We start from the raw sequence: 25,751 nt of genomic DNA on the forward strand, positions 1-25,751 counted from the left end.
CAAAGAACCCGCGTCACGACTTCGGGACGGGCGTCGCGTGCTTCCTGAAGGTAATGTGCGCGATGCGCCGCACCAGCAGCGCGGCCGCGAGCGCCGCGACCGCCGTCAGCATCACGCCGATGTGGATCGACTGCACGAGCGCGTCGCGGGCGGCGTCGAGGAGCGCGGGCGCGTCGAGCCCGGCCGCGTTCAGTTCGGCGAGGATGCGCTCGCGCAGCGCTTCGTCGACGAGAATGCGCGGGTCGGAGAGGCGCGGCAGCCATTGCGTGGACGCCGACGCGCCGAGCACGCTGACCGTGCGCTGCACGACGCTCGCATAGTGATGCGCGACGATCGTCCCGACGATGCTCGTGCCCATCATGCCGCCGACCATGCGCGTCGATTGCAAGAGCGCCGTCGTGATGCCGAAGCGCTCGCGGCCCGCGATTTCCTGCCCGAAGATGTTCATGTTGTTCAGGACGAAGCCGAGGCCGATGCCGGTCGCGGCCATCGGCAGCTCGATCCACAGATGCGGCGTCGTCTCGCGTGCGAACGCCAGCGCGACCGACGCGAACAGGAGCAGCGTGAAGCCGATTGAAAGGATATTCACCGGCTTGCGCATATGAATGACGATGCGCGTATTGATGAAGCTGCCGAGCGCGATGCACGCGGCGATCGGCGTCGCGAGCAGCCCCGCGGCCTGCGGCGAAAGGCCGAAGCCGCCCTGCAGCAGGAGCGGCGCAAAGAAGATCAGCGAGAACATCACGAAGCCCGCCAGGAACGACAGCGTGAAAAGCGTGTTGAGCTGCGCGTCGCGGAAGATGTCGAGCGGGATGATCGGATGCGTCGCACGCCGCTCGCATATCAGGAGTGCCACGGCGCACACCGCCACGCCCGCGCCGAGCGCGAGATTGGCGGTCGTCAGGCCATCCTTCGGCAACGCCTCGATCAGCGCCTGAAAGCCGCCGAGGACCAGCGCGACGAGCGCAGCGCCCGTCCAGTCGATCTTCACGGCGCCTTCGCGCGGCCGGTGCAGGTTGGGCAGATGCGCCCATATGAAGTAGAGGGCGGCCGCGCCGACCGGCAGATTCACGAGGAAGGTCGAACGCCAGCCCCAGTGCTGGCTCATCCACCCGCCGAGCGACGGCCCCGCCGCCGTGCCGATGCCGTACGCCGCCGCGAGCACGACCTGCCAGCGCACGCGGGTGCGCGGATCGGGGAACATATCAGGAATCGCCGCGAACGCGGTGCCAACCATCATTCCCCCGCCGATGCCTTGCAGCCCGCGCGCGAGCACGAGGAACAACATGCTGGGCGCGAGCCCGCACAGCACCGACGCGACCGTGAACGTGATCACCGCCGCGAGCACGAAGGGCTTGCGCCCGAAATAATCGCCGAGCCGCCCGAATACCGGAACCGTGACGACCGACGCCAGCAGATAGGCGCTCGCGATCCACGCGTAGAACTCGAAGCCGTGCAACTCCGCGACGATCGAGGGCAGCGCGGTGCTGACCACCGTCTGGTCGAGGGCGACGAGCATGTTGACGAGACCGATGCCAAGCATCGCGTAGAGCGCTGTTCTGAACGGTAAAGCAGGCGGCGTTTGAGTCACGGTCGGTCGGGCGGGCTGGGTGGAGAAGTGCTAAAAAGAGGTCGCGCCGCCAATTTTTAAGCGGACGCTGATGTCGAAGAACCACGAATTGTACGGCCTGCCTTGCGCCGGATCGACTTATCGCCAAAGAGCGGCGCGGCGATGCAAGGCCCGGGCTCTATCATGCAAACGCATGAATGACAGCGCATGCCGCGCGCCAATCGATCGTTTCATGGGGAAAACCGACATGTTCAAACGCATTTTCGTCGCCATCGACGGCAGCCGGACTTCCGGGCGCGCCTTCACCGCCGCGTTGGATCTCGCCGTCACGCATCAGGCGATCGTGCAGCCGTATTACGTCGTCGAGTCCGGACCGATGTACTTCGACCTGCCCGGCTACGATCCTTCGTCGCTGCATGCGAGCCTGATGGAGCAAGGCGCCTCGCTCGCGCGCGAAGCCGCCGCGCAGATGAAGGCGCGCGGCGTGACGGGCGAAGTCGTGACCGTCGAGGCAACCGCGAGCGACGACGTCGCGACGCTCATCATCGACGCCGCCAACGCCTTCAACGCCGATTTGCTGATCATGGGCACGCATGGGCGCAAAGGCTTCCAGCGCCTGATTCTCGGCAGTGTCGCCGAGCGGTGTCTTCGTCAGGCCACACTGCCGGTGCTGTTGATTCCATCGGCAGCCGGCGAGGCCGTGGAAAAATCAACCCGATAAGGTAAAAAAGCTTGACGGATGCCCTGGCCGCGTCAATTTTTCACGCGGCCGGGCCGAGGGGCTATGGGACAATCGTTTTGTCATTCATCAACAAAACGAAGCCCAAATGACCGCCTTGTCTGACAACTCCCGCGCGCGTCGCAACTCGGCACATTGCTCGACGTGTGCGATGCGGCATCTCTGCATGCCCGAAGGCCTGTGCGCCAACGACATCGCCAAGCTGGAGAACATCATCTCCGTGACGCGCAAGGTCAAGCGCGGCGACGCCCTCTTTCGCGCCGGCGACCGCTTCGATTCCCTGTTCGCCGTGCGCTCCGGGTCGATCAAGACGGTCATCACGCACGACGGCGGCCGCGAGCAGGTGACGGGACTGTTGCTCGCCGGCGACGCGCTCGGCTTCGAAGGCATCGAGGAAGGCGAGCATACGTGCGCCGCGATCGCACTGGAAGACAGCTCCGTCTGCGTCGTGCCCTATTCGCTCTTCGAGCGCATGTGCCGCGAAACCGACGCGCTGCAAAGGCGCCTGCATCGCATGATGAGCCACGCCGTGAACCGCGAGGCGAACCATGTCGTGAGGCTCGGCATGTTGCGGGCGGACGAGCGTGTCGCGCGGCTGCTGCTCGATTTGTCGTCGCGCCTATCGAAGCGCGGGTACGCGTCCTCGGAGTTCACGCTGCGCATGACGCGCGACGACATGGGCAGCTACCTCGGCATGACGCTCGAAACGGTCAGCCGCACGCTGTCGCGCTTCGACAAGGCGGGTTTCATCGAAACGCAGGGCAAGTTCATCCGTATCCGCGACTTCGACGCCTTGCACGCCGTCTGAAGGAACAGCGCCCGCGATTATTGCGCGTGCGGAAATAATCGCCCTCCATATTTCGGTTGGCACGCGGTTCGCTAAGGTTTAGTCTCTTTTGTTCGGCCAAACGGGCGCTTCGGCGCCCTTTGATCGAATGCGAAGCCAACAGGCCAGCCACGGAGATTGGGCGACATGAACCGCGAACCTTCCCTGCGTCATCCGCTGCTCGAGCGCCTCGCCGAAGCGCGGCGCGTGACCGACGAACTCTTCGACGTCGTCAAACCCGAGCATCTCTACGACAGGCCGATCGCCGAGCGCCATCGCATCGTCTTCTATATCGGGCATCTCGAAGCCTTCGACCGCAATCTTCTCGATCAGCGCCTCTTCGACCTGCCGAGCCCGAATCCCGCCTACGACGAGCTCTTCGCCTTCGGCATCGATCCGGTGGACGGGGGGTTGCCTACCGATCAGCCGGCCGACTGGCCCTCGCTCGACGAAGTGCGCGCATACAGGGACGCGGTCCGCGCCGAGATCGACGCGCATTTCGATCCGATCAAAGTCGCCGCCGCGCCCGTGCGCGCTGGCGAATCGCCCGCGCAATTGCTGGAAGTGGCGATCGAGCATCGGCTGATGCATGCCGAAACGCTTGCGTACATGCTGCATCAATTGCCGGTCGATAGAAAAATTGCACCATCCGATGCCCGTTCGGAGCGCGCCTCCGATCGCGTGCCGACGCATGGAACCGTGCGCGTGCCGGCCGGCAGCGTGACACTCGGCCTGACGCGCGAAAGCGGCCGGTTCGGCTGGGACAACGAGTTCGGCGAGGAGCGCATCGACGTGCCCGCGTTCGAAATCGACCGCTTCATGGTGACCAACGGCGAGTACCTGCGGTTCATCGATGCGGGCGGCTACTGGAATCGAGATTACTGGGACGCCGCCGACTGGGCGTGGAAGGAAGAGCAGCGCATCGCGCATCCGGCCTTCTGGATTCCCGGCGCCGATGCGCAAGACACGTGGAAGCTGCGCACGATGTTCGATGAAATCGCGCTGCCGCCCGACTGGCCCGTGTACGTGAGCCATGCCGAGGCAAAGGCCTATGCACGCTGGTCAGGCAAGGCGCTGCCGACGGAGGCGCAGTGGCAGCGCGCCGCGCTCGGCACGCCTCACGTGACCGAGGGCAATTTCGATTTCCGCCGATGGGATCCGTCGCCGGTGCAGGCGCATCCGGAGAATCGAAGCGAGTTCGGCGTCGAAGGACAATTCGGCAATGGTTGGGAATGGACGTCGACCGAGTTCGGGCCGCTGCAAGGCTTCGAGCCGTTTCCGTTCTATCTCGGCTACTCGGCAAATTTCTTCGACGGCAAGCACTTCGTGATGAAAGGCGGCTCGCCGCGCACCGCCGCGTGCATGTTGCGGCCGAGTTTCCGCAACTGGTTCCAGGCGCATTATCAGTATGTCTATGCGGGGTTTCGGCTCGTTTCCTCGTCGTGATTTTTTGCCGAAGCGCCGGCCGATACGACATGCGGCCCCGGCGAGGTCGACGTTCGCGATCTCGTCACGACGATAACGATCCTCCGCGAGCCGCGCGCGCGCTCGCAACGGCCGCCGAATGACGGCGCGCGGAACGCTTCCTGAACCAGATGATGAGGCCCGTCGCGCTGAGCACCGCGACCGCGACGCCCAGCGCGCTCACGAGAATGCGCCCGCCGAGACCGACGATCCGCCCCGAGTGCAACGGAAACTGCGCCTGCATGAAGATGTCGCCGGCCGAGCCGCGGCCGGGAATCGACGAGCCCGCGAGCGTGCCCGTCTGCGCGTTGTAATAAAGCCATGCGTTGCCGAGTCCGACGTCGCCGTGATCGTGGCCGGGCGCGAAGAAGCCGACGCCGTAGGCCTTGAACATCGGCGCGTAGTAGAGCGCGCCCATCGGCTCGGTCAGGTTCTGGTGCTTCGCGTCGCGCGCGGCCATCTCCAGAATCTGCTCGCGCGTGGCGAGCGGCCTGCCCGGCGGACCGGCGCGCACGAGCTCCGCGTTATCGAGAAACGAAGGCGAGAGCTTCGAAAACATCGAAACGACCGGGCGCATCACAGGCTCGGAGAGATTCATCGAAATCGACGTGAGCGCCATCACGAGCAGCAGGCCCCAGATCCACACGCCGCCGGAGCGATGCAGGTCGAACGTGAGCGCATAGCCGCCGCGCTTCACGCGGAATGCGAAAGACTTGCGCCATGCCTTCACGCTCGGGAACGACAGGAACAGCGCGATACCGCTGTCGAAGAACCACAGGATGCCGACGATGCCGATCAGCCACGTGCCGATGTCGAAGCCGCCGACAACGGGCAGATGCAGCGTGTAATGCAGCTTGTAGAGGAACGGCATCAGGTCGATGCGCGCGAGCGACACGGCGCCCCACATGCGCCGCGCCTGCACCTGAGCGGTCGCCGGATCGACGGCGATCTGGTTGTACGCCACCTCGTAGGGCGCGTTCGTCGCCGGGTTCGTGCGCGGCATCACCATCATCTGCGCGGTGTGTCCCGGCTCGAAGCCGAGCGGCATATACGTCACTTCGATGCGCGGATCGGCAGCCTCGACGCGTCGCGCGAGTTCGAGCGGCGGCAGCGCGGGACCATCGGTGCGCGCGTGGAAGAAAGACGGATTGAGGAGCGCATCGATTTCATGGTCCCACGCGATGATCGCGCCGGTGAGACCCGAAACGAACAGAAAGAGCGCCGTCGCGACACCGAGCCAGCGATGCAGGCGAACCAAAACCGGCCTCATGCCGCCGATGCCTGGGTGCGACAGTTTTTTGCAACAGCGATCATTTTCTGGATGCCACGTAAATAGGAATTGTTCGCATTCTATCGACGTCTGACCGCACGCACAAGCTTGCCGTAAGCTGCTTACCTACATCACGATTGAGTGAATCGAGCGGCGCGGGGCCCGACTTCCTATAGCGGCCCTCGCGTCTTGTCCGGAAGCCCCGTCTCGAGCCGACATGCCTTGAAACAACTCCCGCGAATCGCCCGCCCCTTACGCCATAAGGCTTTGCGGCCGGCTCGTGACATTCCATGAAATAGTTTGTGCGTGGTTTTTAACCAGGCCGATCGCCACAATGGGCTCATTCGCAACCACCCACCAAGGCGAACCATCATGGAACTGGAACTGCTTGGAAAAATCTCGCTGTACGCGATGGGCATCGTTCTCACCGCGTCGATGATCGAAGCTGTCGTGCTGCATTTCAAAAACAAGGGCACCGACAAGGCATTCGACTGGCACGAGACGTGGATCTCGCTCGTCGATCTCATCGGCCGCAAACTGCTCACGTTCGTGCCGATCTCGCTCGCGACGCCGGTGTTCAACTTCGCGTGGGAGCATCGCGTTCACACTGTCACGACGAATACGGCGCTGACGCTCTTTCTGCTCTTCATCGGACAGGAGTTCTGCTACTACTGGTATCACCGCGCGTCGCACACGATCCGCTTCTTCTGGGCAAATCACGCGGTCCATCACTCGCCGAACCAGTTGACGCTGTCGTCCGCGTACCGTCTCGGCTGGCTGACCAAGATCGCGGGCTCGGCCATCTTCTTCACCCCGCTCGTGTGGTTCGGCGTGAAGCCCGATGTGGTGCTCGCAGTCGTATCGATCAACCTGCTCTATCAATTCTGGCTGCACGCGACGTGGATTCCGAAGCTCGGCTGGCTCGAATATGTGTTCAACACGCCGTCGTCGCACCGTGTGCACCACGCATCGAACGCGACGTATCTCGATGCGAACTTCGGCGGCGTGCTGATCATCTTCGATCGGCTGTTCGGCACCTACGTGGAAGAACGCGCCGAAGAGCCGTGTGTGTACGGTCTGACGACGCCGGTGACCTCGCATAACCCGATCGTCGTCGAGATGGAGCACTGGGTCAGTCTTGCGAAGGACATGGTCAACGCGAAGAGCGTGTCGGATGCCGCCGGCTTCCTGCTGCGTCCGCCGGGCTGGCTGCCGAACGGCGAAGGCCACACGACCGAAGAATTGCAAAAGCGCGCGAAGGCGATCGAACGACAACCGGCACACGCCGGCCAATAAGAAGCGCATCGAAAGCCGTACTTTCCAATCCCGATGACCGGTCTGGCCGGCATCGGGATTTTTTTATTTCTTGCGACGGATGGTTGCCGCGGCGACGCCCGCAGCCGCAAAGGCGCACACGGCGGACAGCGCGGCGACCGCGCGCAGGGCATCGGCGATGGCATCGGCCTGCGCGCGGGCGAGCGGCGTCGAAGGCGCGGCGGACTGTTCATCCGCATCGAGCACGCGCATGCGCTGGTGCGGCAAGTGCAGGCGATCGAGCCGCGCCGACAAGGCCGCATCGTGCGACCACACGAACGCGATGCCGAGCACCGCGACCGCGAGCAGGCTCGCCACGCGCGCAACAGCGTTGTTGATGCCGGACGCGATGCCCGCGCGTTCGCTGCCCACCGACGCCATCACGGTCGTCGTCAGCGGCGCGACGGTGATCGTCATGCCGAGCCCGAGCACGACGAGCGCGGGCAGGAACCCCGCCCAATAGCTGCCCGCGACGAACGGCAGCGCGAGCATCCCGAAGCCGAGACCCGCGACGCACGGCCCGGCGATCAGCAACGCCCGCGCGCCGAAGCGGCTCGTCAACCCTCCCGTGAAGCGCGACAGCAAGCCGATGATGAGCGGCATCGGCAGCACCGCCGCGCCCGCTTCGGTCGCGCTGAAGCCATACGCGCGGATCAACGTGAACGGCAGAAAGAACAGCACGCCGCCGAGTCCGAAATACAGCAGCAACGTGACGAGATTGGCGCCGCTGAAATCGCGCGAGCGGAAGATGTCGAGCGGGATCATCGGATCGCGGGATTTCGCTTCGATCGCGACGAACGCACCGAGCAGCACCACGCCCGCGCCGATCGTGCCGAGCACGAGCGGATCGGCGAAACCGCGCGACGGCGCCTCGGTGAGACCGTAGGTCAGCGCGGCGAGTCCCGCTGCCGCGCTCGCGGCGCCCGGCCAGTCGAGCGTCTGCGGCGCGTCGGCGTTGTGACTGTCGGGCACGGAGGCGACTGCCAGCGCGATCGTCGCGGCCGCGAGCGGCAGATTGAGGAAGAAGATCGCGCGCCAGGAAAATGCATCGACGAGCCAGCCGCCTGCCGCCGGCCCGACCGACGATGTGATCGCGCCGACGCCCGCCCATGTGCCGATCGCGCGTGCGCGTGCTTCGCCCTCGAACACCGCGCCGATGATCGCGAGGCTGCCCGGCACGAGCAGCGCCGCGCCGACGCCCTGCCACGCACGCGCCGCGATGAGCCAGCTCGTATTCGGCGCGAAGCCGCACGCCGCCGACGCGACCGTGAAGAGCGCGATGCCCGCGATGAACACTTTGCGCCGGCCGAGCTTGTCGCCCATCGAGCCGCCGACCAGCACGAGCGCACCCAGAAACAGCAGATACGCGTTGACGACCCATTGCATCGCCGCGATGCTCGCGCCGAGCTCGTTCTGGATCGACGGCAGCGCGACGTTGACGACCGAGCCGTCGATGAACGCCATGCTCGAACCGAGGATCGTCGCCGACAGAGCGAGGCGCTTGCGCCGGCACGGTGCGGCGACGGCGACGGGCTGCGCGCGAATGACGAGCTCATCGCAAGGACTGGCCTGAGCAGCGACGGCATGTGCGCGTTGCTCGTTGTCGAAATATCGGCTGGGCAATGTCGCTTCCTTGTCGTCGACGAAAGGCTTAAGTAGAGGCCAATTGCGTCCGCATGTCCACGCCCGGGACGTGGCAGGCGATCGAATGCCGGCCCGGCGCCCCGGGTCACGCGCACTTCGGGTGCGCGAGTTAAGCCGGACGCTTCCGGTTCGCATCGAGACGACGCAATGAGACCAGCAGACCGACTCGCGCAAAGCCGATGGCTCGCCGATGCGCGCGAGGAAATCGCCGCCGCGATTCGAACGTCCGATGAAACGTGGCTCCATGACATGAGCATGCGCTGGCGATGCCGCCTCGCGATGCTCGTCGCCGATTTCAGCGTGCGCGTGATGCTCCGCGAAGAAGGCATTGTCATGAAGCTGGAGCCGCCATCGGCCATGGATGGCGCGCTCATCGACGGCGACGACGGCAGACCGGATTCCCTTGCCCGCGCCGCCTGGATCAAGCTGTCGAAATTCGAAGAGCACGCGACCGCCGTTCTCGAAGCGAGCGCGCTCATTCAGGGCGACGCGCAATGCAACGCCTGCCACGAAACCGTTCTCGCGTGGCGTCAGATGCTCATTGCGGCGAACGAGTGGCCGAGAGAGGAAGCCGACCCTTACATCAGCCACGCATGCCGGCCGATATTGAAGCGGTTCATGAAGCTCGCTTCGTGCGCGACCGGCGGAAAGCAATTCGATCTCGCACGCGAAGGTGACTACGATGAGGCGTGGCGAGAGTTCGAAAACTTCTGCACCGACGAACGCGCTTTGGCCGTGACAGAATGGGGCCGCAAATATCGGCATCGGCAAGATGCGCCAGTCGAAAGCGCGTCGATGCCGCCTTCATACGCGACTGACAAAGGCATTCGGCCTGCTGCCTGATCGACGGTAAAGCGCCGGCGCTCAGAAGCGATGGCGCAGGCCGACCGTCGCTTCGACCTGGTTGCTCGTGGATGACGGCGCCGTGAGACCGTTGATCCACGCGACGCCCAACGGCGAGTTGCTGCTCGCGCTCACGCCTTGCCAGACACCTTGCACATAGACATCGGTGCGTCGCGAGAAGCTATAGCCCGCCATCGCGCTGACCTGGTTCCAGTGCGGATTGCCCGCGCCCGCGAGGCCGCCCGCGCGCGAATACGTGTAGGCGGCGGACAGTTCGACCGCCGGGGTCAGCGCATAGCGCAAATTGCCTTCGAAGTTTTGAACGTGCGTGCTCAAACCGGTCTGGAACAACTGCGTCAGATTGGTTTGCGTGTAGACGAAGCCCGCCACCGCCGGGCCGAACGCATAGTTCACGCCCGCGCCCCACGTCTGCTGGCGGCTCGACAGCGCGCCCAGCGGTACGGCGGTCGTCGTGAGCGCGCCGATCAGCGAGGAGCCGGTCGTATCGGTGACGGCGCCGTTTGCGTTGAGTTGTCCCGGTGTCGCGGCGTCGCTGTTGAGCTGCAGGAAACCCGCGCCGAAATTGAGCGGTCCCCACAAATACGAAATGCCGAGGCTGTATGCGCGATTGTTCGAAAAACCGCCAGACTGATTGGAGAATCCATATAACGCCCCGAGTTTGAATCCCGCAAAATCCGGGCTCTGATACTTCACGGCGTTGTTGATCTGAAATGAATCGTTGAGATTATCGATATCGAACGGATGCGCGAAGTGCGTGCCGCCATACTCGGTGCCCGTCAATGAAAGCGGCGCGACAAAGTCCACCATGTCGTCGGTCTGGCGGCCGAACGTGAGCACGCCGTAATCGCGGCTCGACAAACCGACATAGGCCTGACGATTGAAGATGCGGTTGCTCGACGTGTACTGGCCATTGTTAAGGTTGAAGCCGCTTTCCAGATTGAAGATGGCTTTCAATCCCGCGCCCAGATCTTCCGCGCCGCGCAAACCCCATCGGCTGTACTGGACCGGGCCGCTTTTCAATTCCCAGTTGCTGTGCCCGCTGCCGGTCGTGTTGATCTGACTGTTCGAATAAGTAATGCCCGCGTCTATGAGACCGTAGAGCGTGACGCTGCTTTGCGCATGGGCCGCGCCGGCGAGCGTGAACATCGTCGTCGCGCCGGATATAAGCAACTTGTTCATTTGCCTGGGCTCCATCGATCACGAGAAAACACGCAGTGCTTCCCCCACTTTATGCGACTGAATCGGCAACCGGCAACCTCAAAATTTCGCGCGGGAAAGTGAAGTATGCGAACGCTCAGAAATCGCGGCGCACGGAAAAAGTCATGGCCTTTTCGTGCTCGTGATTCACACCCAATTGCGGGTTGGCGGAAAAATGCCAGTCGTCGTCAGGCGTGGTGTCGTCGCGCGGACGCACCGGAACAGGAACCGAAGTCGGCAAAGAGGGCAGCGGCGAAACGCGGGCGAGTTGACTCAGATCAGGATGGACGCTTTTGTCGTACTTCGACAACGTTACGGCGTCCAGCGCGTCCTGAGTGCCTTTGAAACCATATCGCGAATGATGAGGCTTGGCGGCAGTATGAGCGCCTGCGGTCGAGACGACGGCCGGATAGGGAAAGAACAGCACATCCGCAGCGACTCGCTGAATAGGGTTCAATCGAGTTTGTTCACTGGCTGATGCAAAGTTGCCGACTAGAAAAGCCACGATGCCGGCGACCCAATATCTACTGATATGGCGTGTCATCGAATGCCTGCAAGACGCTACGGTGGTAAGAAAGCCCAGCGTTGTTAAATCATTTTAATTCATTTGACGGCGTACTGGATGGCAATACTGTCATTGAAGAAATAGTGTCTCGGGAATGAGTCACCTCGATTGCGCGCATACGCACGGCACCGACAAGCCGGAAATCGCGCAATGGCTATGGCCGTTCCGATTCAGGGCGATTCCCGGAGCACACGGAGTTCCGGCTGCACGGCGCCGTCGGTTGCATGTCGGGCTTGCGCCTGAGCGCGCTCGTCGGGGCGTGTGCGCGCGTCGCGTGCGTCCGGCGACGCATGAAGCTGCATCTGCGGCAACAGCATTTCGATGCCTGCTTCATCCATCTTGAGCTTGAGCCTTGCATTGAACGCACGCGCCACGCTCCATTGCTGTAGCGGCCGCGTCTTGATCTGCCCTTTCACCACGATGCAGTTCGCCTCGAAACGATCGAGGCCCCACACGTCGACCGGCGCCAGTATCTCGTTGCGAAAGCGAAAGTCGCTGCTCAGATCGGCGCCAACTTCGGCGATCATGCGCGTGATGTCGTCCAGTTTCGCGGAGAACGGTACGCGGACCTCGAATACCGCATTGGCGAAATCGCGCGACAGGTTCTTCACGATCTTGATCTGCGAGAACGGAATGGTGTGAACCGCGCCTTGCCCGTCGCGCAGGCGAACCGTGCGGATCGTGAGGTCCATCACGGTGCCGGCATGGCCGCCGTCGATATCGATCCAGTCGCCGACCGAGATCGTCTCCTCGACGATGATGAAGAGCCCCGTGATCAGATCGGTGACGAGCGACTTCGCGCCGAAGCCGACCGCGAGACCGATCACGCCCGCGCCGGCGAGCAGCGGCGTCAGATTGATGCCGAGACTCGCGGCCGCGACGATGGCCGCGAGGCTCGCGACCGTCACGAAGATCGCGTTGCGCACGAGCGGCAGCATGGTGCGTGCGCGCACGCCGGGACTGAGCGCCTTGTTGCGCGAGCTATTCGGGCCGAGCGCTTCGAGAATCACCGTGTCGATGATGATCCAGATGAACCACGCGCCGAACACTGTCGCAACGACCGCGATCAGCGCGTGTCTGAAACCGGGTGTCATCGCGCTGTGCTTGATGAGCCGCGCGATCGGTCCGCTCCAGAGTTCCAGTTCGAAACGCAGGTAGGCGAGCCAGATCAGGAGCACGACCAGCGTGCACCCAAAGTGCAGGAGCCGCGTCAGATGCGGCGCGCGGCGGCGCGCACGCGTGTCGCGCCGGCGCGTCAGATGCAGCAGCAGCGCGGAGGCGAACAGCGTGAGCACGAGCAGCGCCGCGCTGAGCAGCGACGGCCGCAGCACGTCGCCTTCGGCACCGCGTCCGTCGATGATCGCGACGACCGACGCGACCGCGATCAGCAGTATCGGGATATGCCACAGCGACGCGAGGATATCGAGCGCTTCGGTTGCGAACTGATGATCGCGTCTGCGTGCATACGGGCGATTGCGAATCAGATGCGTGACGGGCCGCCTGTAAGCGAGCGCGAAATAGCCGGAGAGCAACGCCGCGGCGAGACTGGCGAAGGTCGACACGATGCCCGCGAGATTCGGGCCGAGCTGGCGCATGACATCGGCGTTGGCGGTCGCATCGCCGAGCGCGCCGCATGCGCCGATCACGAAGAGCGGCCAGGTTGTGCGCGCAAGCAGTTGCTGCACGGCGACGCGACGATGCGCCGTGCTGAACACCGAGAATACGATCATGCAGATTGCCGAGAAGATGGCGCCCGCGACGATCGCATAAGCAATGACGAGCCCGAGCGTGCGGCCGAGCGCATCGGGCATCGAGTGCCCGAAGATCAGCACCGCGAGGAATGCGACGAACCACGGCCCGGTCTGTCGCAACGCGAAAGCGAGCAGTTGCGTCGACGTAGGATTCGGCGCAAGCGTGACGTTCCTGCCGAAGCGCGCGAAGATGCGCCGCTGAATGCGAATCAGCACGAACGCGCACAGCCCCCAGCCCGCGAGCGTCGCGCCCATTGCCGCAAGGATCTTGCCGAAGCTCTCGCCTCGCGCACCCGTGACGACGGCCCGCAACTCGCTTGCAGCGGCGCTCGAACGGACCGTCCAGGCACGCAAGGGCGTGAGGCCTCCACTCAGATTCGTTTCGACCGATGCAATGCCCGATGCGATCGCGCCGAGCAGATCGGTATTGGCGGGTGCGGGCGTGGCCGGCGCGGCCTTCTGCGTCGCGTCACGCAGCATCTTCAGTTGCGCGACGAATGCGCTGCGTTGCGCATCGTTGTCGAGCGTGCCGATGAGGCTGTTCAGCGAACGCACCATTTCGGCCTGACTCGCGGGTGAAGGCGCAGAGGCAGCCGGCGCTTCGGAGGCCGGCTGTGGCGAGATGAACTTTTGCATCGCGGCAGGCAGCGGCGCGGCCATTGCGGGCGAGGGGCACGCCGCGCATCCGATGCAGACTCCGAGCGCGATCATCCATGCTCGAGCGCCAGTCAGGACATGCCCCGCTCTTACGCGCCGCGCGAATGCGCTCATGGAGATTCCCTCCAGGATGTCATCCCCGTTCCGCGAGATCGCAAGCGAACTCGAAACACTGCAAGCGCGGCCTCTGCGGCTCTCGCGCAAAGATTAGCGTATCGAGCTCATCCGTGCCACGGGCGATGCATGCTGGCAAAAAGCGCGTTCATCGCGATCTCGCCAGCAAGTCGAGCCGTCTTAGTCGGCTGCGGCGCTCAACACGACGCGCCGGAAGAACTGCGCAAGCACGTCCTCGGCGAATTGCGCCGGCACCGATTGCGGGTCGGAGGAATAGAAGAACTGCACGCCGTCGCACAGCGCGATGAGGCCGAGCGCCATCTGTTCCGGCGGCATCGTGAGCGGCGTGCCCACGCGCTCGGAGAATGCCCTGATGTAATCGGTCGTGGTCTGCCGCAGCTCGCGCATCAGCGCATTGAAGCTCGCGCGGAATTTGGCGTCGCGGCTCGCGTGCAGCTTCGCTTCGACCCACAGCAGGAAACACGCGTTGTTCTGATAGCACTCGCTGTAGTACTGCAGCACGCGCGCTTCCATGTCGGCGCGTGAGGCCTCGCCATCCTCGAAGATCGTGGAGAGGCGCTGCATGATGGTGTCGTGATCGCGCTTGAGCACTTCGAGCAACAACTCGGCCTTGCTCGAAAAGTTCGAATAGAACGCGCCGCGCGTATAGCCCGCGTCGGCAGCCACATCCTCGACGCTCGATGCACCGAATCCTTTCTGCGTGAAAACCGTCTGCGCAGCGTCGAGCAGACGCTGGCGCGTCTGGTCACGGCTCTGCTCGCGAGTGAGACGTACAGGTTTCATGCGCGAAGTGTAGCATCGCGCGCCTTACAAATCCGTCTTTGCATTCGAATACATGGCTGTATTAGAATTCACTTCGTATTCGCGTCCGGGTCTTCGAAACCCTTGCCGGGCGGGGCTTACAAGTCGATGTCTTGAACCGCCCCGCTTCCGCTCGGTTCTCTGAATTATCGCCGGATCACCCTTTCCCTTGCTTCGCCCATGAGCCGCGCGCAGCCGTTTCGAGCTCGCGGCACCATGCCCTTGCGGGCGCCGAGGTTCCTGTGAAGCTCTTGCACTCACCCGCGTCGGCCGTGGCGCGCGCGGCATTCGTTCCTATCGTCTGTGTAATGCTCTTCGCCTGCAAGCGGCATGAAGCGCCCGCACCCGCGCCGCGCCCGGTCGTCGCCGTCGCGGCGCAAGCGGACGGTCACGCGAATGCATCCAGCTTGCCCGGACAGATCCAGTCGCGCTATTCGACGCCGCTTTCCTTTCGCATCAACGGCAAGATTCTCGAGCGGCGCGTGCGCCTCGGCGACAGCGTGAAGGCAGGGCAAGTCGTCGCCCGGCTCGATCCCGCCGACGTCGAGAAGAACAACGCGAGCGCCCGCGCGCAGCTCGACGCCGCCGAACATCAGCTCGTTTATGCGAAGCAGCAACTCGATCGCGATCGCGCACAGGCCGCGGAGCATCTCATCGCGCCCGCGCAGCTCGAACAGACGCAGAACGCCTATGCCTCCGCGCTCGCGCAGCGCAATCAGGCGCAGCAGCAGGCGGGACTGTCCGCCGATCAACTCCGCTACGCGACACTCGCCGCCGATCACGCGGGCGTCATCACCGCCGAGCAGGCCGACACCGGCCAGAACGTCACGGCGGGCCAGGCCATCTACACGCTTGCCTGGAGCGGCGATATCGACGTGATCTGCGACGTGCCCGAAGCCGCGCTCGGCGCGTTCGCCATAGGCAAGGAGGCCAGCGTGCGGCTCGCGGCATTGCCCGGGCAAACCTTCAGGGCGCGCGTGCGCGAGCTCTCGCCCGCCGCCGACACGCAAAGCCGCACCTGGCGCGCGAAGCTCACGCTCGAAGCACCGACACCCGACGTGCGCCTTGGCATGACCGCGGATATCGCGTTCGCCGGGTCCAATGGCGCGAAGGGCGCATTCACCATTCCATCGACGGCGCTGTTCCACGACAACGGCCATCCCGCCGTATGGATCGTCAAACAGCCGGGCGATGCGCTCGAACTGAGGCGCGTCGAAGTCGCGCGCTACGGCGAGCGCACGGTGACGCTCGCGGGCGGCATCGAAGCGGGCGAGCGCATCGTGTGGCAAGGCGTGCATACGGTGTCCGCGGGAGAAAAAGTGCGCGTCGTCGCGCCGCTGCATCCCGAGGACTTCGCGTCATGAGCGACACTCGCGAAGACGACAACGCGCATCGACACGAGGAAGGCCGCTTCAATCTCTCGGCGTGGGCGCTGCGACATCGCGCGCTCGTCGTGTTTCTCATCGCGATGGCGACAATCTTCGGCATCCTCGCCTACACGCGGCTCGCGCAGTCGGAAGATCCGCCCTTCACCTTCCGCGTGATGGTGATCCGCACGTTCTGGCCGGGCGCGACCGCGCGTCAGGTGCAGGAAGAAGTGACGGACCGCATCGCGCGCAAGCTGCAGGAAACGCCGTACACCGATTTCATGCGCAGCTATTCGCGCCCCGGCGAATCGCTCATCTTCTTTCAGATGAAGGATTCCGCGCCCGCGAAGGACGTGCCCGAAGAGTGGTATCAGATCCGCAAGAAAGTGGGCGATATCGCCGCGACCTTGCCGCCCGGCGTGCAAGGCCCGTTCTTCAACGACGAATTCGGCGACGTCTACACCACCATCTACGCGCTCGAAGGCGACGGCTTCTCGCCCGCGCAACTGCACGATTACGCCGATGCCTTGCGCACGGTTCTATTGCGCGTGCCGGGCGTCGCGAAGATCGATTACTTCGGCGATCAGGAAGAGCGCATCTACGTCGAGCTTCCCAACACGACGCTCACGCGCCTGAACATCTCGCCGCAGCAGATCGCGCAGGCCGTCGACGGGCAGAACGCCGTCTCGGCCGCAGGCGTGCTGACGACGCCCAACGACCGCGTGTTCGTGCGCCCGAGCGGGCAATTCAAAAGCGTGGACGCGCTCGCCGATACGCTCATCAACGTGAACGGCCGCTCGTTCCGACTCGGCGACATCGCGACGATCAGGCGCGGCTACATCGATCCGCCCGCCACCCAGATGCGCTCGGCGGGCACGCCCGTGCTCGGCATCGGCATCACGATGCAGCCGGGCGAGGACGTCGTGCGTCTCGGCAAGTCGCTCGACGAAGCGATGATCAAGTTGCGTGCGCAACTACCCGCGGGACTGAAGCTCACCGAAGTCTCCAGCATGCCGCACGCGGTCTCGCATTCCGTCGACGACTTTCTCGAAGCCGTCGCCGAAGCGGTCGTCATCGTGCTGATCGTGAGTCTCGTTTCGCTCGGCGTGCGCACGGGCATGGTGGTCGTGATCTCGATTCCGATCGTGCTCGCCGTCACTGCGCTCTTCATGTATCTGTTCGACATCGGCCTGCACAAGGTCTCCCTCGGCACGCTGATTCTTGCGCTGGGTCTTCTCGTCGATGACGCGATCATCGCCGTCGAGATGATGGCCGTGAAGCTCGAACAAGGCTGGAGCCGCGCGCGCGCCGCCGCGTTCGCCTACACGAGCACCGCGTTCCCGATGCTGACCGGCACGCTCGTCACCGTCGCGGGCTTCCTGCCGATCGCGCTTGCGAAATCGAGCACCGGCGAATACACGCGTTCGATCTTCGAAGTGTCGGCAATCGCGCTGATCGCTTCGTGGCTCGCGGCAGTCGTGCTGATTCCGTTGCTCGGCTACAAGCTCCTGCCCGAACGGAAGAAGGAAGCGCATTTGCCGGACGACCACGAACACGATATCTACGACACGAAGTTCTACGGACGCCTGCGAGGCTGGGTCGGCTGGTGCGTGAAGCGGCGTTTCATCGTGCTCGCGATCACGGTCGTGCTCTTCGTCATCGCGATGGCCGGCTTCACGATCGTGCCTCAACAGTTTTTCCCGAGCTCGGACCGTCCCGAACTGCTGATCGACGTCAGATTGCAGGAAGGCGCATCGTTCGAAGCGACCTTGCGCGAAGCGAAGCGGCTCGAAGAAGCGTTGAAGGGACGCGAAGAAATCGACCATGTCGTGAGCTTCGTCGGCACCGGCGCGCCGCGATTCTATCTGCCGCTCGATCAGCAATTGCCGACGCCGAACTTCGCGCAGTTCGTCGTCACCGCGAAGTCGGTGCAGGCGCGCGAGGCGCTCGCGCGCTGGCTCAATCCGATGTTGCGTGAGCGCTTCCCTGCCGTGCGCACGCGTTTGTCGCGGCTGGAGAACGGTCCGCCCGTCGGCTATCCGGTGCAGTTTCGCGTGAGCGGCGACGATATCGGCACCGTGCGTCACATCGCCGAACAGGTTGCCGCCGACATGCGCGCCGATGCGCGCACGGCCAACGTGCAGTTCGACTGGGACGAGCCTTCGGAGCGTTCGGTGCGCTTCGAGATCGATCAGCAGAAGGCGCGCGATGCGGGCATCTCGTCGCAGGACGTCGCGAGCTTTCTCGCCATGACGCTGACCGGCACCACGGTCACGCAGTATCGCGAGCGCGACAAGCTCATCAGCGTCGATTTGCGTGCGCCGCGTGCCGAGCGCGTCGATCCCGCGCGGCTCGCCACGCTCGCGATGCCGACGCCGCACGGGCCGGTGCCGCTCGGCGCGCTGGGACGCGTCGTCGATACGCTCGAATACGGCGTGATCTGGGAACGCGACCGCCAGCCGACCATCACCGTGCAATCGGACGTGAAGGGCGATGCGCAGGGCATCGACGTGACGCACGCCATCGACACGAAGCTCGACGCGATGCGCCGCGCGCTGCCGGTCGGTTATCGCGTCGAAGTGGGCGGCTCGGTCGAGGAAAGCGGCAAGGGCCAGGCTTCGATCAACGCGCAGATTCCGGTGATGGTGATCGTCGTGCTGACGCTTCTGATGATCCAGTTGCAGAGCTTCTCGCGCGTGATGATGGTCGTGCTCACCGCGCCGCTCGGACTGATCGGCGTCGTGGTGACGCTGCTCGCATTCGGCAAGCCGTTCGGCTTCGTCGCGATGCTCGGCGTGATCGCGATGTTCGGCATCATCATGCGCAACTCGGTGATTCTCGTCGATCAGATCGAGCAGGACATCGCGTCCGGACACAAGCGTTTCGATGCGATCATCGGCGCGACGGTGCGACGTTTCCGGCCCATCACGCTGACGGCCGCGGCCGCCGTGCTCGCGCTGATTCCGCTTCTGCGCAGCAACTTCTTCGGCCCGATGGCGACCGCGCTGATGGGCGGCATCACGAGCGCGACCGTGCTCACCCTCTTCTATCTGCCCGCGCTCTACGCCGCGTGGTTTCGCGTGAAGCTCGACGAACGCGAAGGAGCATCGACATGAATCGCCGGCTTGTGATGACTGCGGCGTGCATCGCGCTCGGCGCATGCGCGTTAAGACCCGATGGCAAGCCGCCCGCGATGCCGCAACCCGCGCATTACGGCGCGCAGCCGCAAGCGCAAGCGAGCGTCACGGCCGAAGGCGCGTCTCAGCGCTTCGTCGCGGGCGCGCCGCCCGTGCCCGCATGGTGGAAGCTGTATCGATCGGATGCGTTGAATGCGCTCGTCGATGAAGGTTTGCGCGCGAGCCCGAATCTCGCGGCGGCCGACAAGAGCCTCGTCGCCGCGCGCGAACAGTTGCGTGCGCAAGTAGGTTCGTCGCTGTTGCCGCAGATCGACGCGGGCGCGCAAGCGACGCGGCAACGCGGCTTCGGCATTCCCGAAGCCGGCCCGCCGACCGTGCTCTACAACCTCTTCGTCGGGCAGATTCAGGCGCAATACACGTTCGATCTCTTCGGCGCAGCGCGTTTTGCGAATGCGGCGCTTGCCGCGCAGGTCGATCAACAGGCCTTTCAGCTCGACGCCGCACGTCGCGCGCTTGCGGCCAACATCGTGACGGGCGCGATCGGCGCGGCGGCGTTGCATGCGCAGATCGACGTGACCGAACGCCTCGTCGCGCTCGCCAACGACGATGCGCATGATGCGCAGCGCCGCTATGCGCTCGGTTCCGCGTCGCGTGCCGAGATGCTCAATGCGCAGCAGAACGCTGCGTCGCTCGCATCGCAATTGCCGGGCTTGCGCGCGCAATGGCTCGCGACGCGCCACGCGCTCGCGGTGCTGCTTGGACGCACGCCCGATCAGGCGCCCGGCGATCTCGATCTCGCGAGCCTCGCCGTGCCGTCCGATGTGCCGGTCGTGCTGCCATCTACGCTGTTGCAGACACGCCCCGACATCCAGGCCGCCGATGCCGCAGTGAAGGCCGCCGCCGCGCAAGTCGGCGTCGCGACCGCGCAGATGTATCCGAGCCTCTCGATATCCGCGTCGATGGGCAAAGGCGGCTTCGACTGGCCGACCGCGCTGTCAGGCGCGGGCGCGTTGTGGAGCGTGGGCGCATCGCTGTCGCAGCCGATTTTTCATGGCGGCGCGCTGCTCGCGCAACGCCGCGCGGCCATCGCCACGTATGACGCTGCCGTCGCGCAATACAAGCAGACCGTGCTCTCGGCGTTTCAAAACGTCGCGAACACGCTGGCGTCGCTCGAAACCGACAGCGAAGCGCTCGCCTTCGCCGACAGCGCGAGCAACGCGGCGCGCGATGCATCGGCGGATGCGGCGGCGCGTGTGCGGCTGGGCGCAATCCCGCCGCGCGCCGCACGCGGCAGCGAGCAGCAGTATCTCGACGCGCGCCTCTCGACGATCCGCGCGAGCAGCGCGCGCCTGAGCGACACCGCCGCGCTCTTTCAGGCGATGGGCTCGTCCGTTGCGCCGGGTGCGAGCGTCGCGCGTGCCGATAACGCGACGCGCGAGTAGAGCTCGGCCATCGCGCCTGGGTTTTGTCACCGCGATATCGAAAGGGCGCTCGTCGGTCACGGTGCCGTGGGCAACGCTGCTCGTCCCGGTCGGTCTGTACATCATCATTCACGTCATGCTCGCCCAATGGCTGCGGCGGCGACCATCCGCAAGGATTTGTTTCGATGCCCGGCATTGGGCGATCAGCACGGCTGCGGTAAATGCCGCAAGGCCCGCCATGACGAGACCGAAGCCGTGCGCATAACCCGCGTCAGTTCTTCTCCGCCACCACCTGATCGAACGTCCCGCCATCGGCGAAATGCGTCTGCTGCGCCTTTTGCCAGCTTCCGAACATCTGCTCGACGGTGAAGGTCTTCATCGGCCTGAACTCGGCCGCATGCCTGGCGAGCACGTCCGCGTTACGCGGCCGCAGATGATGCTGCGCGATGATCTCCTGCCCCGCGGGCGTGAACAGGAAGTCGAGATACGCCTGGGCTTCCTTGCGCGTGCCGCGCTTGTCCACCACCTTGTCGACGATCGATACCGGCGGCTCCGCGAGCAGACTCACCGACGGATACACGGCCTCGAAGTCCTTCGCGCCCGGCCCCGCGCTCATCAGACCGACTTCGTTCTCGAAGGTGACGAGCACATCGCCGATGCCGCGCTGCGTGAAGGTCGTCGTCGCGCCGCGCCCGCCCGTATCGAGCACGGGCACGTTCCTGAAGACGGCCTTCTCGAAGTCCTGCGCCTGCGCGTCCGTTGCGCCCTGCTGCTTCTTGTAGCCCCACGCCGCGAGATACGCGTATCGCCCGTTGCCCGATGTCTTCGGATTGGCGATCACCGCCTGCACGCCGGGCCGCGCGAGATCGCTCCAGTCCTTGATGTTCTTCGGATTGCCCTTGCGCACCAGAAAGACCATCGTCGTCGTGTAAGGCGCGCTGGCATCGGGCAGGCGGCTGCGCCAGTTGGCGGGCACGAGTTGCCCGCGCTCGGCGAGCAGGTCGATGTCGTTGGGCTGGTTCATCGTGACGACGTCGGCCTGCAATCCCTGCGTCACCGACAACGCCTGCGCGCTCGATGCGCCATGCGACTGCCGCACCGATACCGTCTCGCCCGTCTTCTTCTTGTAGTCCGCGACGAAGGCCGCGTCGATGTCCTTGTACAGCTCGCGCGTCACGTCGTAGGACACGTTGAGCAGCGTCGTGTCCGCCTGCGCGATGCTCGCCGCGATGCCGAGTGCAACGGTGATGACCAGCTTGTTATAGACCGCCATTTTTTCTCCAGAGACAGGGTTCGAATCACACCAACGAACAAAGGCCGCCCGAAGGCGGCCATGCATCCTACACACATCCTTGCGCTGCGGTATCAGCCGTAGGCGCGCGCTTCCTCTTCTTCGAATTCGGGCGCGGCACGGCGCGCGAGCGTTTCGACGAAATGCTTCGCGAGCGGCCACGGTCCGAATCCCGCCGATGTATTGATATGCCCCGCGTCGCCGAGATTCACGAACGCGCTGTTCCAGCGCTGCGCGAGCGTGCGCGCGTCGTCGAGCGGCATCCACGGATCGGTCTCGCTGCCGACGACGAGCGAAAGCGTATCGAGGCGGCGCGCGGTGAACGCGCCCGCGAAACGGAACTTCGCGGGGCTCGCGGGCGCAACGAACAGCACGCCCTTCACGTTCGCGGCATGCGCATCGAACGCGCCTGCGTGGGACAGCGCATGCGCCGTCGCGAGACACCCGAAGCTATGCGCCGCGATGACGACAGGACCGTCGATGCTCGCGAGCACGTCGCGAACGGCGTCGCTCCAGATGGCGAGATTCGGCGTACTCCAGTCGCGCTGCTCGACCCGCCGCGCGCCGGGCGTCTCGCGCTCGAGCCAGCTCTGCCAGTGCGCGTCCTCGCTGCCGTGCAGTCCCGGCACGATCACGAGCGTCACCGGCGGCAACGACGAAAAACCTGACGTTCCTGCGTCCCGCGCGTTGCGCTCATTCATCTTCGGTCCTCGCTCGCCTCGAACTAGCCAGACTCCATTCTCGGGCAGCGCAAGGGTGCGGCTAACCAATATTTCGTCATTTGTTTATGGCGATGACGTCGGGGGCGCGCCGCTATAATCGCAACTCGCCGCGACCGCCTCTTGCCCTTCCATTCTCATGTCCACTCGTCGCCCGTCCATTTCGCCCGATTCACACGTTCCGCTCTACACGCAAATCAAGGACGTGTTGCGCACCGGCATTCTCGATGGCCGCTATGAACCGATGAGCCGCATGCCTTCGGAAAGCGAGCTGATGGCGATGTTCGACGTCAGCCGCATCACGATCCGGCAGGCGCTAGGCGACCTGCAAAAGGAAGGGCTGATCTTCAAGGTGCACGGCAAAGGTTCGTTCGTGTCGCAGCCGAAGACGTTCCAAAACGTGACATCGTTGCAGGGTTTCGCCGAGGCGATGTCGGAGAGCGGACACGAGATCATCAACCGCGTCGTGCAACTGCGTTTCGTGCCCGCGCCCGCGGAAGTCGCGGCGCGGCTCGGTCTCGCTGAAGGCAGCAGCGTTGCCGAGATTCATCGTGTGCGTCTGCTCAATCGCTCGCCGGTTTCGTACGAAGTGACGTTTCTGCCCGAAGCCATCGGGAAACGCCTGAAACGCGCGGAGCTGGCGACACGCGATATCTTCCTGATGCTGGAAAACGACTGTGCCGTGCCGCTCGGTCACGCGCAACTCGCAATAGACGCCATCGCAGCCGCACCCGATATCGCCGATGCGCTCGATGTCAAGAAAGGCGCGCCGCTCCTGCGCATCGAGCGTCTCACGCACGATGCAGAGGGCAAACCCATCGACTTCGAGTACCTCTATTTTCGCGGCGATACATTTCAGTACCGGCTGCGCATCGATCGCGAACGAGCGGCCGCCGGCGCGCCGCGCGTTATTCGAAGCAGGCAGAAGCAAAGCAAAAACAATTGATTCCCACGCGGTTCGCGTGCTCCTAGAATCTGATCCTGACTTGTCATAACAAGTAGAGATTCCAGATCATGCAGACTCACGAACTCGAATACGACATCGTCGTCGTTGGGGGCGGCACGGCCGGCCCGATGGCCGCCATCAAGGCGAAGCAGCACGACCCGAGCCTGCGCGTGCTGCTCATCGACAAGGCGCACGTGAAGCGCAGCGGCGCGATCTCGATGGGCATGGACGGCCTGAACAACGCCGTCATTCCCGGCCACGCGACGCCCGAGCAGTACACGAAGGAAATCACCGTGGCGAACGACGGCATCGTCAATCAGGCCACGATCTACGCCTATGCACGCCACAGCTTCACGACGATCGAGGAACTCGACCGCTGGGGTGTGAAGTTCGAGAAGGATCACACCGGCGACTATGCGGTGCGCAAGGTGCATCACATGGGCGCCTACGTGCTGCCGATGCCCGAAGGCCACGATGTCAAGAAGGTGCTCTACCGGCAGTTGAAACGCGCGCGTGTGGACATCACGAATCGCATCGTCGCAACGCGCTTGCTGAATAGCCCCAACGGCGAGATCGCGGGCGTGATGGGTTTCGATTGCCGCAGCGCCGATTTCTACGTGATTCGCGCGAAAGCCGTGATTCTCTGCTGCGGCGCGGCCGGGCGACTGGGCTTGCCCGCATCGGGCTATCTGATGGGCACCTACGAGAATCCGACCAATGCCGGCGACGGCTACGCGATGGCCTATCACGCGGGCGCGGAACTCTCGAACCTCGAATGCTTCCAGATCAATCCGCTCATCAAGGACTACAACGGTCCGGCGTGCGCGTATGTGACGGGCCCGCTCGGCGGCTATACGGCGAACGGCAAGGGCGAGCGCTTCATCGAATGCGATTACTGGAGCGGGCAAATGATGTGGGAGTTCTATCAGGAACTCCAGAGCGGCAACGGCCCGGTGTTCCTGAAGCTCGATCATCTCGCGGAGGAAACGATTCAGACGATCGAGACGATCCTGCACACCAACGAGCGGCCGAGCCGCGGACGCTTTCACGCGCGACGCGGCAACGACTATCGCACGCGCATGATCGAGATGCATATCTCCGAGATCGGCCTTTGCAGCGGACACAGCGCATCGGGCGTATGGGTCGACGAACACGCGCGCACATCCGTGCAAGGGCTTTACGCCGCGGGCGACATGGCCGCCGTGCCGCATAACTACATGCTCGGCGCGTTCACCTACGGCTGGTTCGCAGGTGTCGACGCGGCCTCGCATGTCGCGGGCCGCGCATTGCCCGCGCTCGATGCATCGCAGATCGAGCGCGAACGTGTTCGCATCTTCGCGCCGCTGTCGCGCGCACACGGCCTGCCGCCCGGGCAGGTCGAATACAAGCTGCGCCGCTTCGTCAATGACTATCTGCAGCCGCCGAAGGTCACGCGGCGCATGGAAATAGGCCTGCAGCGTTTCGCCGAAATCCGCGAGGACGTCGATCGTCTCGCCGCCGCCGATGCGCATGAACTGATGCGCGCCGCCGAAGTCGCCGCGATTCTCGATTGCGCCGAAATGGCCGCGCGTGCATCGCTCTTTCGCACCGAGAGCCGCTGGGGTCTTTATCACCATCGCGTCGATTATCCCGAGCGCAACGATGACGAATGGTTCTGCCATGCGCATCTGAAGAAGGATGCAGCCGGGCGCATGATCTCGTTCAAGAAACCCGTGGAACCGTATGTGGTTCCCGTCGACGAGTCCGAGCGCGGCGCGTATTCGCGTTTGCGTGTGGCTCGCGCGTCGCAGCCCGTCGCTGCATAGGAGAAAGAAAATGGCCCTCGTGCCCCGCGAAGCGCGTCTGCGCTCGAGCCTTCCCGTGATGATCGACGAAGAGAAGTGCATCGCCGACAAGGGCTGCACGGTCTGCATCGACGTCTGTCCGATGGACCTGCTCGCGATCGACCCCGAAACCGGCAAGGCGTTCATGAAGTTCGACGAATGCTGGTACTGCATGCCCTGCGAGCGCGATTGTCCGACCAATGCCGTGCATGTCGACATTCCGTATCTTCTTCGATGATGACGCGCCCGC

Annotated in this window: 20 protein-coding genes; 11 read left to right on the forward strand and 9 right to left on the reverse strand. The window is 64.3% G+C overall.

Annotation, left to right across the window (positions count from 1 at the left end):
• Positions 1-13: 13 nt before the first annotated feature.
• Positions 14-1,543: an MFS transporter gene (locus NCR38_RS18805; RefSeq protein WP_061118018.1), complete on the reverse strand. Its 1,530-nt coding sequence runs from the start codon at positions 1,541-1,543 to the stop codon at positions 14-16.
• 274 nt (positions 1,544-1,817) lie between these two features.
• Between NCR38_RS18805 and NCR38_RS18810 the strand changes: the two genes are divergently transcribed.
• From NCR38_RS18810 to NCR38_RS18820, 3 genes are all read left to right on the forward strand, one after another.
• On the forward strand, positions 1,818-2,291 hold the full coding sequence (locus NCR38_RS18810; protein WP_061118139.1) for a universal stress protein: 474 nt from the start codon (positions 1,818-1,820) through the stop codon (positions 2,289-2,291).
• 106 nt (positions 2,292-2,397) lie between these two features.
• Positions 2,398-3,117, forward strand: a complete 720-nt coding sequence (locus tag NCR38_RS18815) for a helix-turn-helix domain-containing protein (protein ID WP_086960996.1) — start codon at positions 2,398-2,400, stop codon at positions 3,115-3,117.
• Positions 3,118-3,282: 165 nt separating this feature from the next.
• The gene (locus tag NCR38_RS18820) at positions 3,283-4,581 is read left to right on the forward strand and encodes an SUMF1/EgtB/PvdO family nonheme iron enzyme (protein ID WP_061118138.1); all 1,299 of its coding nucleotides are present in this window, start codon (positions 3,283-3,285) and stop codon (positions 4,579-4,581) included.
• A gap of 64 nt (positions 4,582-4,645) precedes the next feature.
• Here NCR38_RS18820 and NCR38_RS18825 read toward each other — a convergent pair whose 3' ends face one another.
• A complete protein-coding gene (locus tag NCR38_RS18825; protein WP_061118016.1) occupies positions 4,646-5,869 on the reverse strand; it encodes a PepSY domain-containing protein in 1,224 nt (407 codons plus the stop codon).
• A 372-nt stretch (positions 5,870-6,241) separates the two neighbouring features.
• Here NCR38_RS18825 and NCR38_RS18830 point away from each other — a divergent pair, with 372 nt between their 5' ends.
• The gene (locus tag NCR38_RS18830; protein ID WP_250477463.1) at positions 6,242-7,165 is read left to right on the forward strand and encodes a sterol desaturase family protein; all 924 of its coding nucleotides are present in this window, start codon (positions 6,242-6,244) and stop codon (positions 7,163-7,165) included.
• A gap of 63 nt (positions 7,166-7,228) precedes the next feature.
• Here the strand turns inward: NCR38_RS18830 and NCR38_RS18835 are convergent, their stop codons facing one another.
• Positions 7,229-8,806, reverse strand: coding sequence for an MFS transporter (locus NCR38_RS18835; protein WP_061118015.1), 1,578 nt, complete (start codon positions 8,804-8,806; stop codon positions 7,229-7,231).
• 168 nt (positions 8,807-8,974) lie between these two features.
• Between NCR38_RS18835 and NCR38_RS18840 the strand changes: the two genes are divergently transcribed.
• Positions 8,975-9,670, forward strand: coding sequence for a hypothetical protein (locus tag NCR38_RS18840; RefSeq protein ID WP_061118014.1), 696 nt, complete (start codon positions 8,975-8,977; stop codon positions 9,668-9,670).
• A gap of 21 nt (positions 9,671-9,691) precedes the next feature.
• Here NCR38_RS18840 and NCR38_RS18845 read toward each other — a convergent pair whose 3' ends face one another.
• From NCR38_RS18845 to NCR38_RS18860, 4 genes are all read right to left on the reverse strand, one after another.
• Entirely contained in the window at positions 9,692-10,870 is a 1,179-nt protein-coding gene (locus NCR38_RS18845; protein ID WP_061118013.1) for a porin, read from the reverse strand.
• A gap of 115 nt (positions 10,871-10,985) precedes the next feature.
• Complete coding sequence (locus NCR38_RS18850; protein WP_250477464.1) at positions 10,986-11,432, reverse strand: hypothetical protein; 447 nt, start codon at positions 11,430-11,432, stop codon at positions 10,986-10,988.
• 191 nt (positions 11,433-11,623) lie between these two features.
• Positions 11,624-13,915, reverse strand: a complete 2,292-nt coding sequence (locus NCR38_RS18855; RefSeq protein ID WP_409241432.1) for a mechanosensitive ion channel family protein — start codon at positions 13,913-13,915, stop codon at positions 11,624-11,626.
• 240 nt (positions 13,916-14,155) lie between these two features.
• Positions 14,156-14,779 (reverse strand): TetR/AcrR family transcriptional regulator, encoded by a 624-nt coding sequence (locus tag NCR38_RS18860; protein ID WP_061118011.1) that lies wholly within the window; start codon positions 14,777-14,779, stop codon positions 14,156-14,158.
• Positions 14,780-15,039: 260 nt separating this feature from the next.
• Between NCR38_RS18860 and NCR38_RS18865 the strand changes: the two genes are divergently transcribed.
• The 3 genes from NCR38_RS18865 to NCR38_RS18875 are packed head-to-tail and all read left to right on the forward strand — an operon-like array spanning position 15,040 to position 20,743.
• Positions 15,040-16,161: an efflux RND transporter periplasmic adaptor subunit gene (locus NCR38_RS18865; RefSeq protein WP_061118010.1), complete on the forward strand. Its 1,122-nt coding sequence runs from the start codon at positions 15,040-15,042 to the stop codon at positions 16,159-16,161.
• Entirely contained in the window at positions 16,158-19,280 is a 3,123-nt protein-coding gene (locus NCR38_RS18870; RefSeq protein ID WP_250477465.1) for an efflux RND transporter permease subunit, read from the forward strand. The genes NCR38_RS18865 and NCR38_RS18870 overlap by 4 nt, the downstream gene beginning before the upstream one ends.
• Positions 19,277-20,743: an efflux transporter outer membrane subunit gene (locus NCR38_RS18875; RefSeq protein ID WP_061118008.1), complete on the forward strand. Its 1,467-nt coding sequence runs from the start codon at positions 19,277-19,279 to the stop codon at positions 20,741-20,743. The genes NCR38_RS18870 and NCR38_RS18875 overlap by 4 nt, the downstream gene beginning before the upstream one ends.
• A gap of 250 nt (positions 20,744-20,993) precedes the next feature.
• Here NCR38_RS18875 and NCR38_RS18880 read toward each other — a convergent pair whose 3' ends face one another.
• Positions 20,994-21,995 (reverse strand): sulfate ABC transporter substrate-binding protein, encoded by a 1,002-nt coding sequence (locus tag NCR38_RS18880; RefSeq protein WP_061118007.1) that lies wholly within the window; start codon positions 21,993-21,995, stop codon positions 20,994-20,996.
• A gap of 92 nt (positions 21,996-22,087) precedes the next feature.
• A complete protein-coding gene (locus NCR38_RS18885; protein WP_061118006.1) occupies positions 22,088-22,714 on the reverse strand; it encodes an alpha/beta hydrolase in 627 nt (208 codons plus the stop codon).
• Positions 22,715-22,871: 157 nt separating this feature from the next.
• On the opposite strand from NCR38_RS18885, the gene NCR38_RS18890 reads away from it, so the two are divergent.
• The 3 genes from NCR38_RS18890 (at position 22,872) to NCR38_RS18900 (ending at position 25,739) form a co-directional block, all read left to right on the forward strand.
• Positions 22,872-23,678: a GntR family transcriptional regulator gene (locus NCR38_RS18890; protein WP_061118005.1), complete on the forward strand. Its 807-nt coding sequence runs from the start codon at positions 22,872-22,874 to the stop codon at positions 23,676-23,678.
• A gap of 68 nt (positions 23,679-23,746) precedes the next feature.
• Entirely contained in the window at positions 23,747-25,483 is a 1,737-nt protein-coding gene (locus NCR38_RS18895) for a fumarate reductase/succinate dehydrogenase flavoprotein subunit (RefSeq protein ID WP_250477466.1), read from the forward strand.
• A gap of 10 nt (positions 25,484-25,493) precedes the next feature.
• Complete coding sequence (locus NCR38_RS18900) at positions 25,494-25,739, forward strand: ferredoxin family protein (protein WP_061118003.1); 246 nt, start codon at positions 25,494-25,496, stop codon at positions 25,737-25,739.
• Positions 25,740-25,751 lie beyond the last annotated feature (12 nt).

This window comes from Caballeronia sp. INML1 (assembly GCF_023631085.1).
GTDB classification, from domain to species: domain Bacteria; phylum Pseudomonadota; class Gammaproteobacteria; order Burkholderiales; family Burkholderiaceae; genus Caballeronia; species Caballeronia turbans.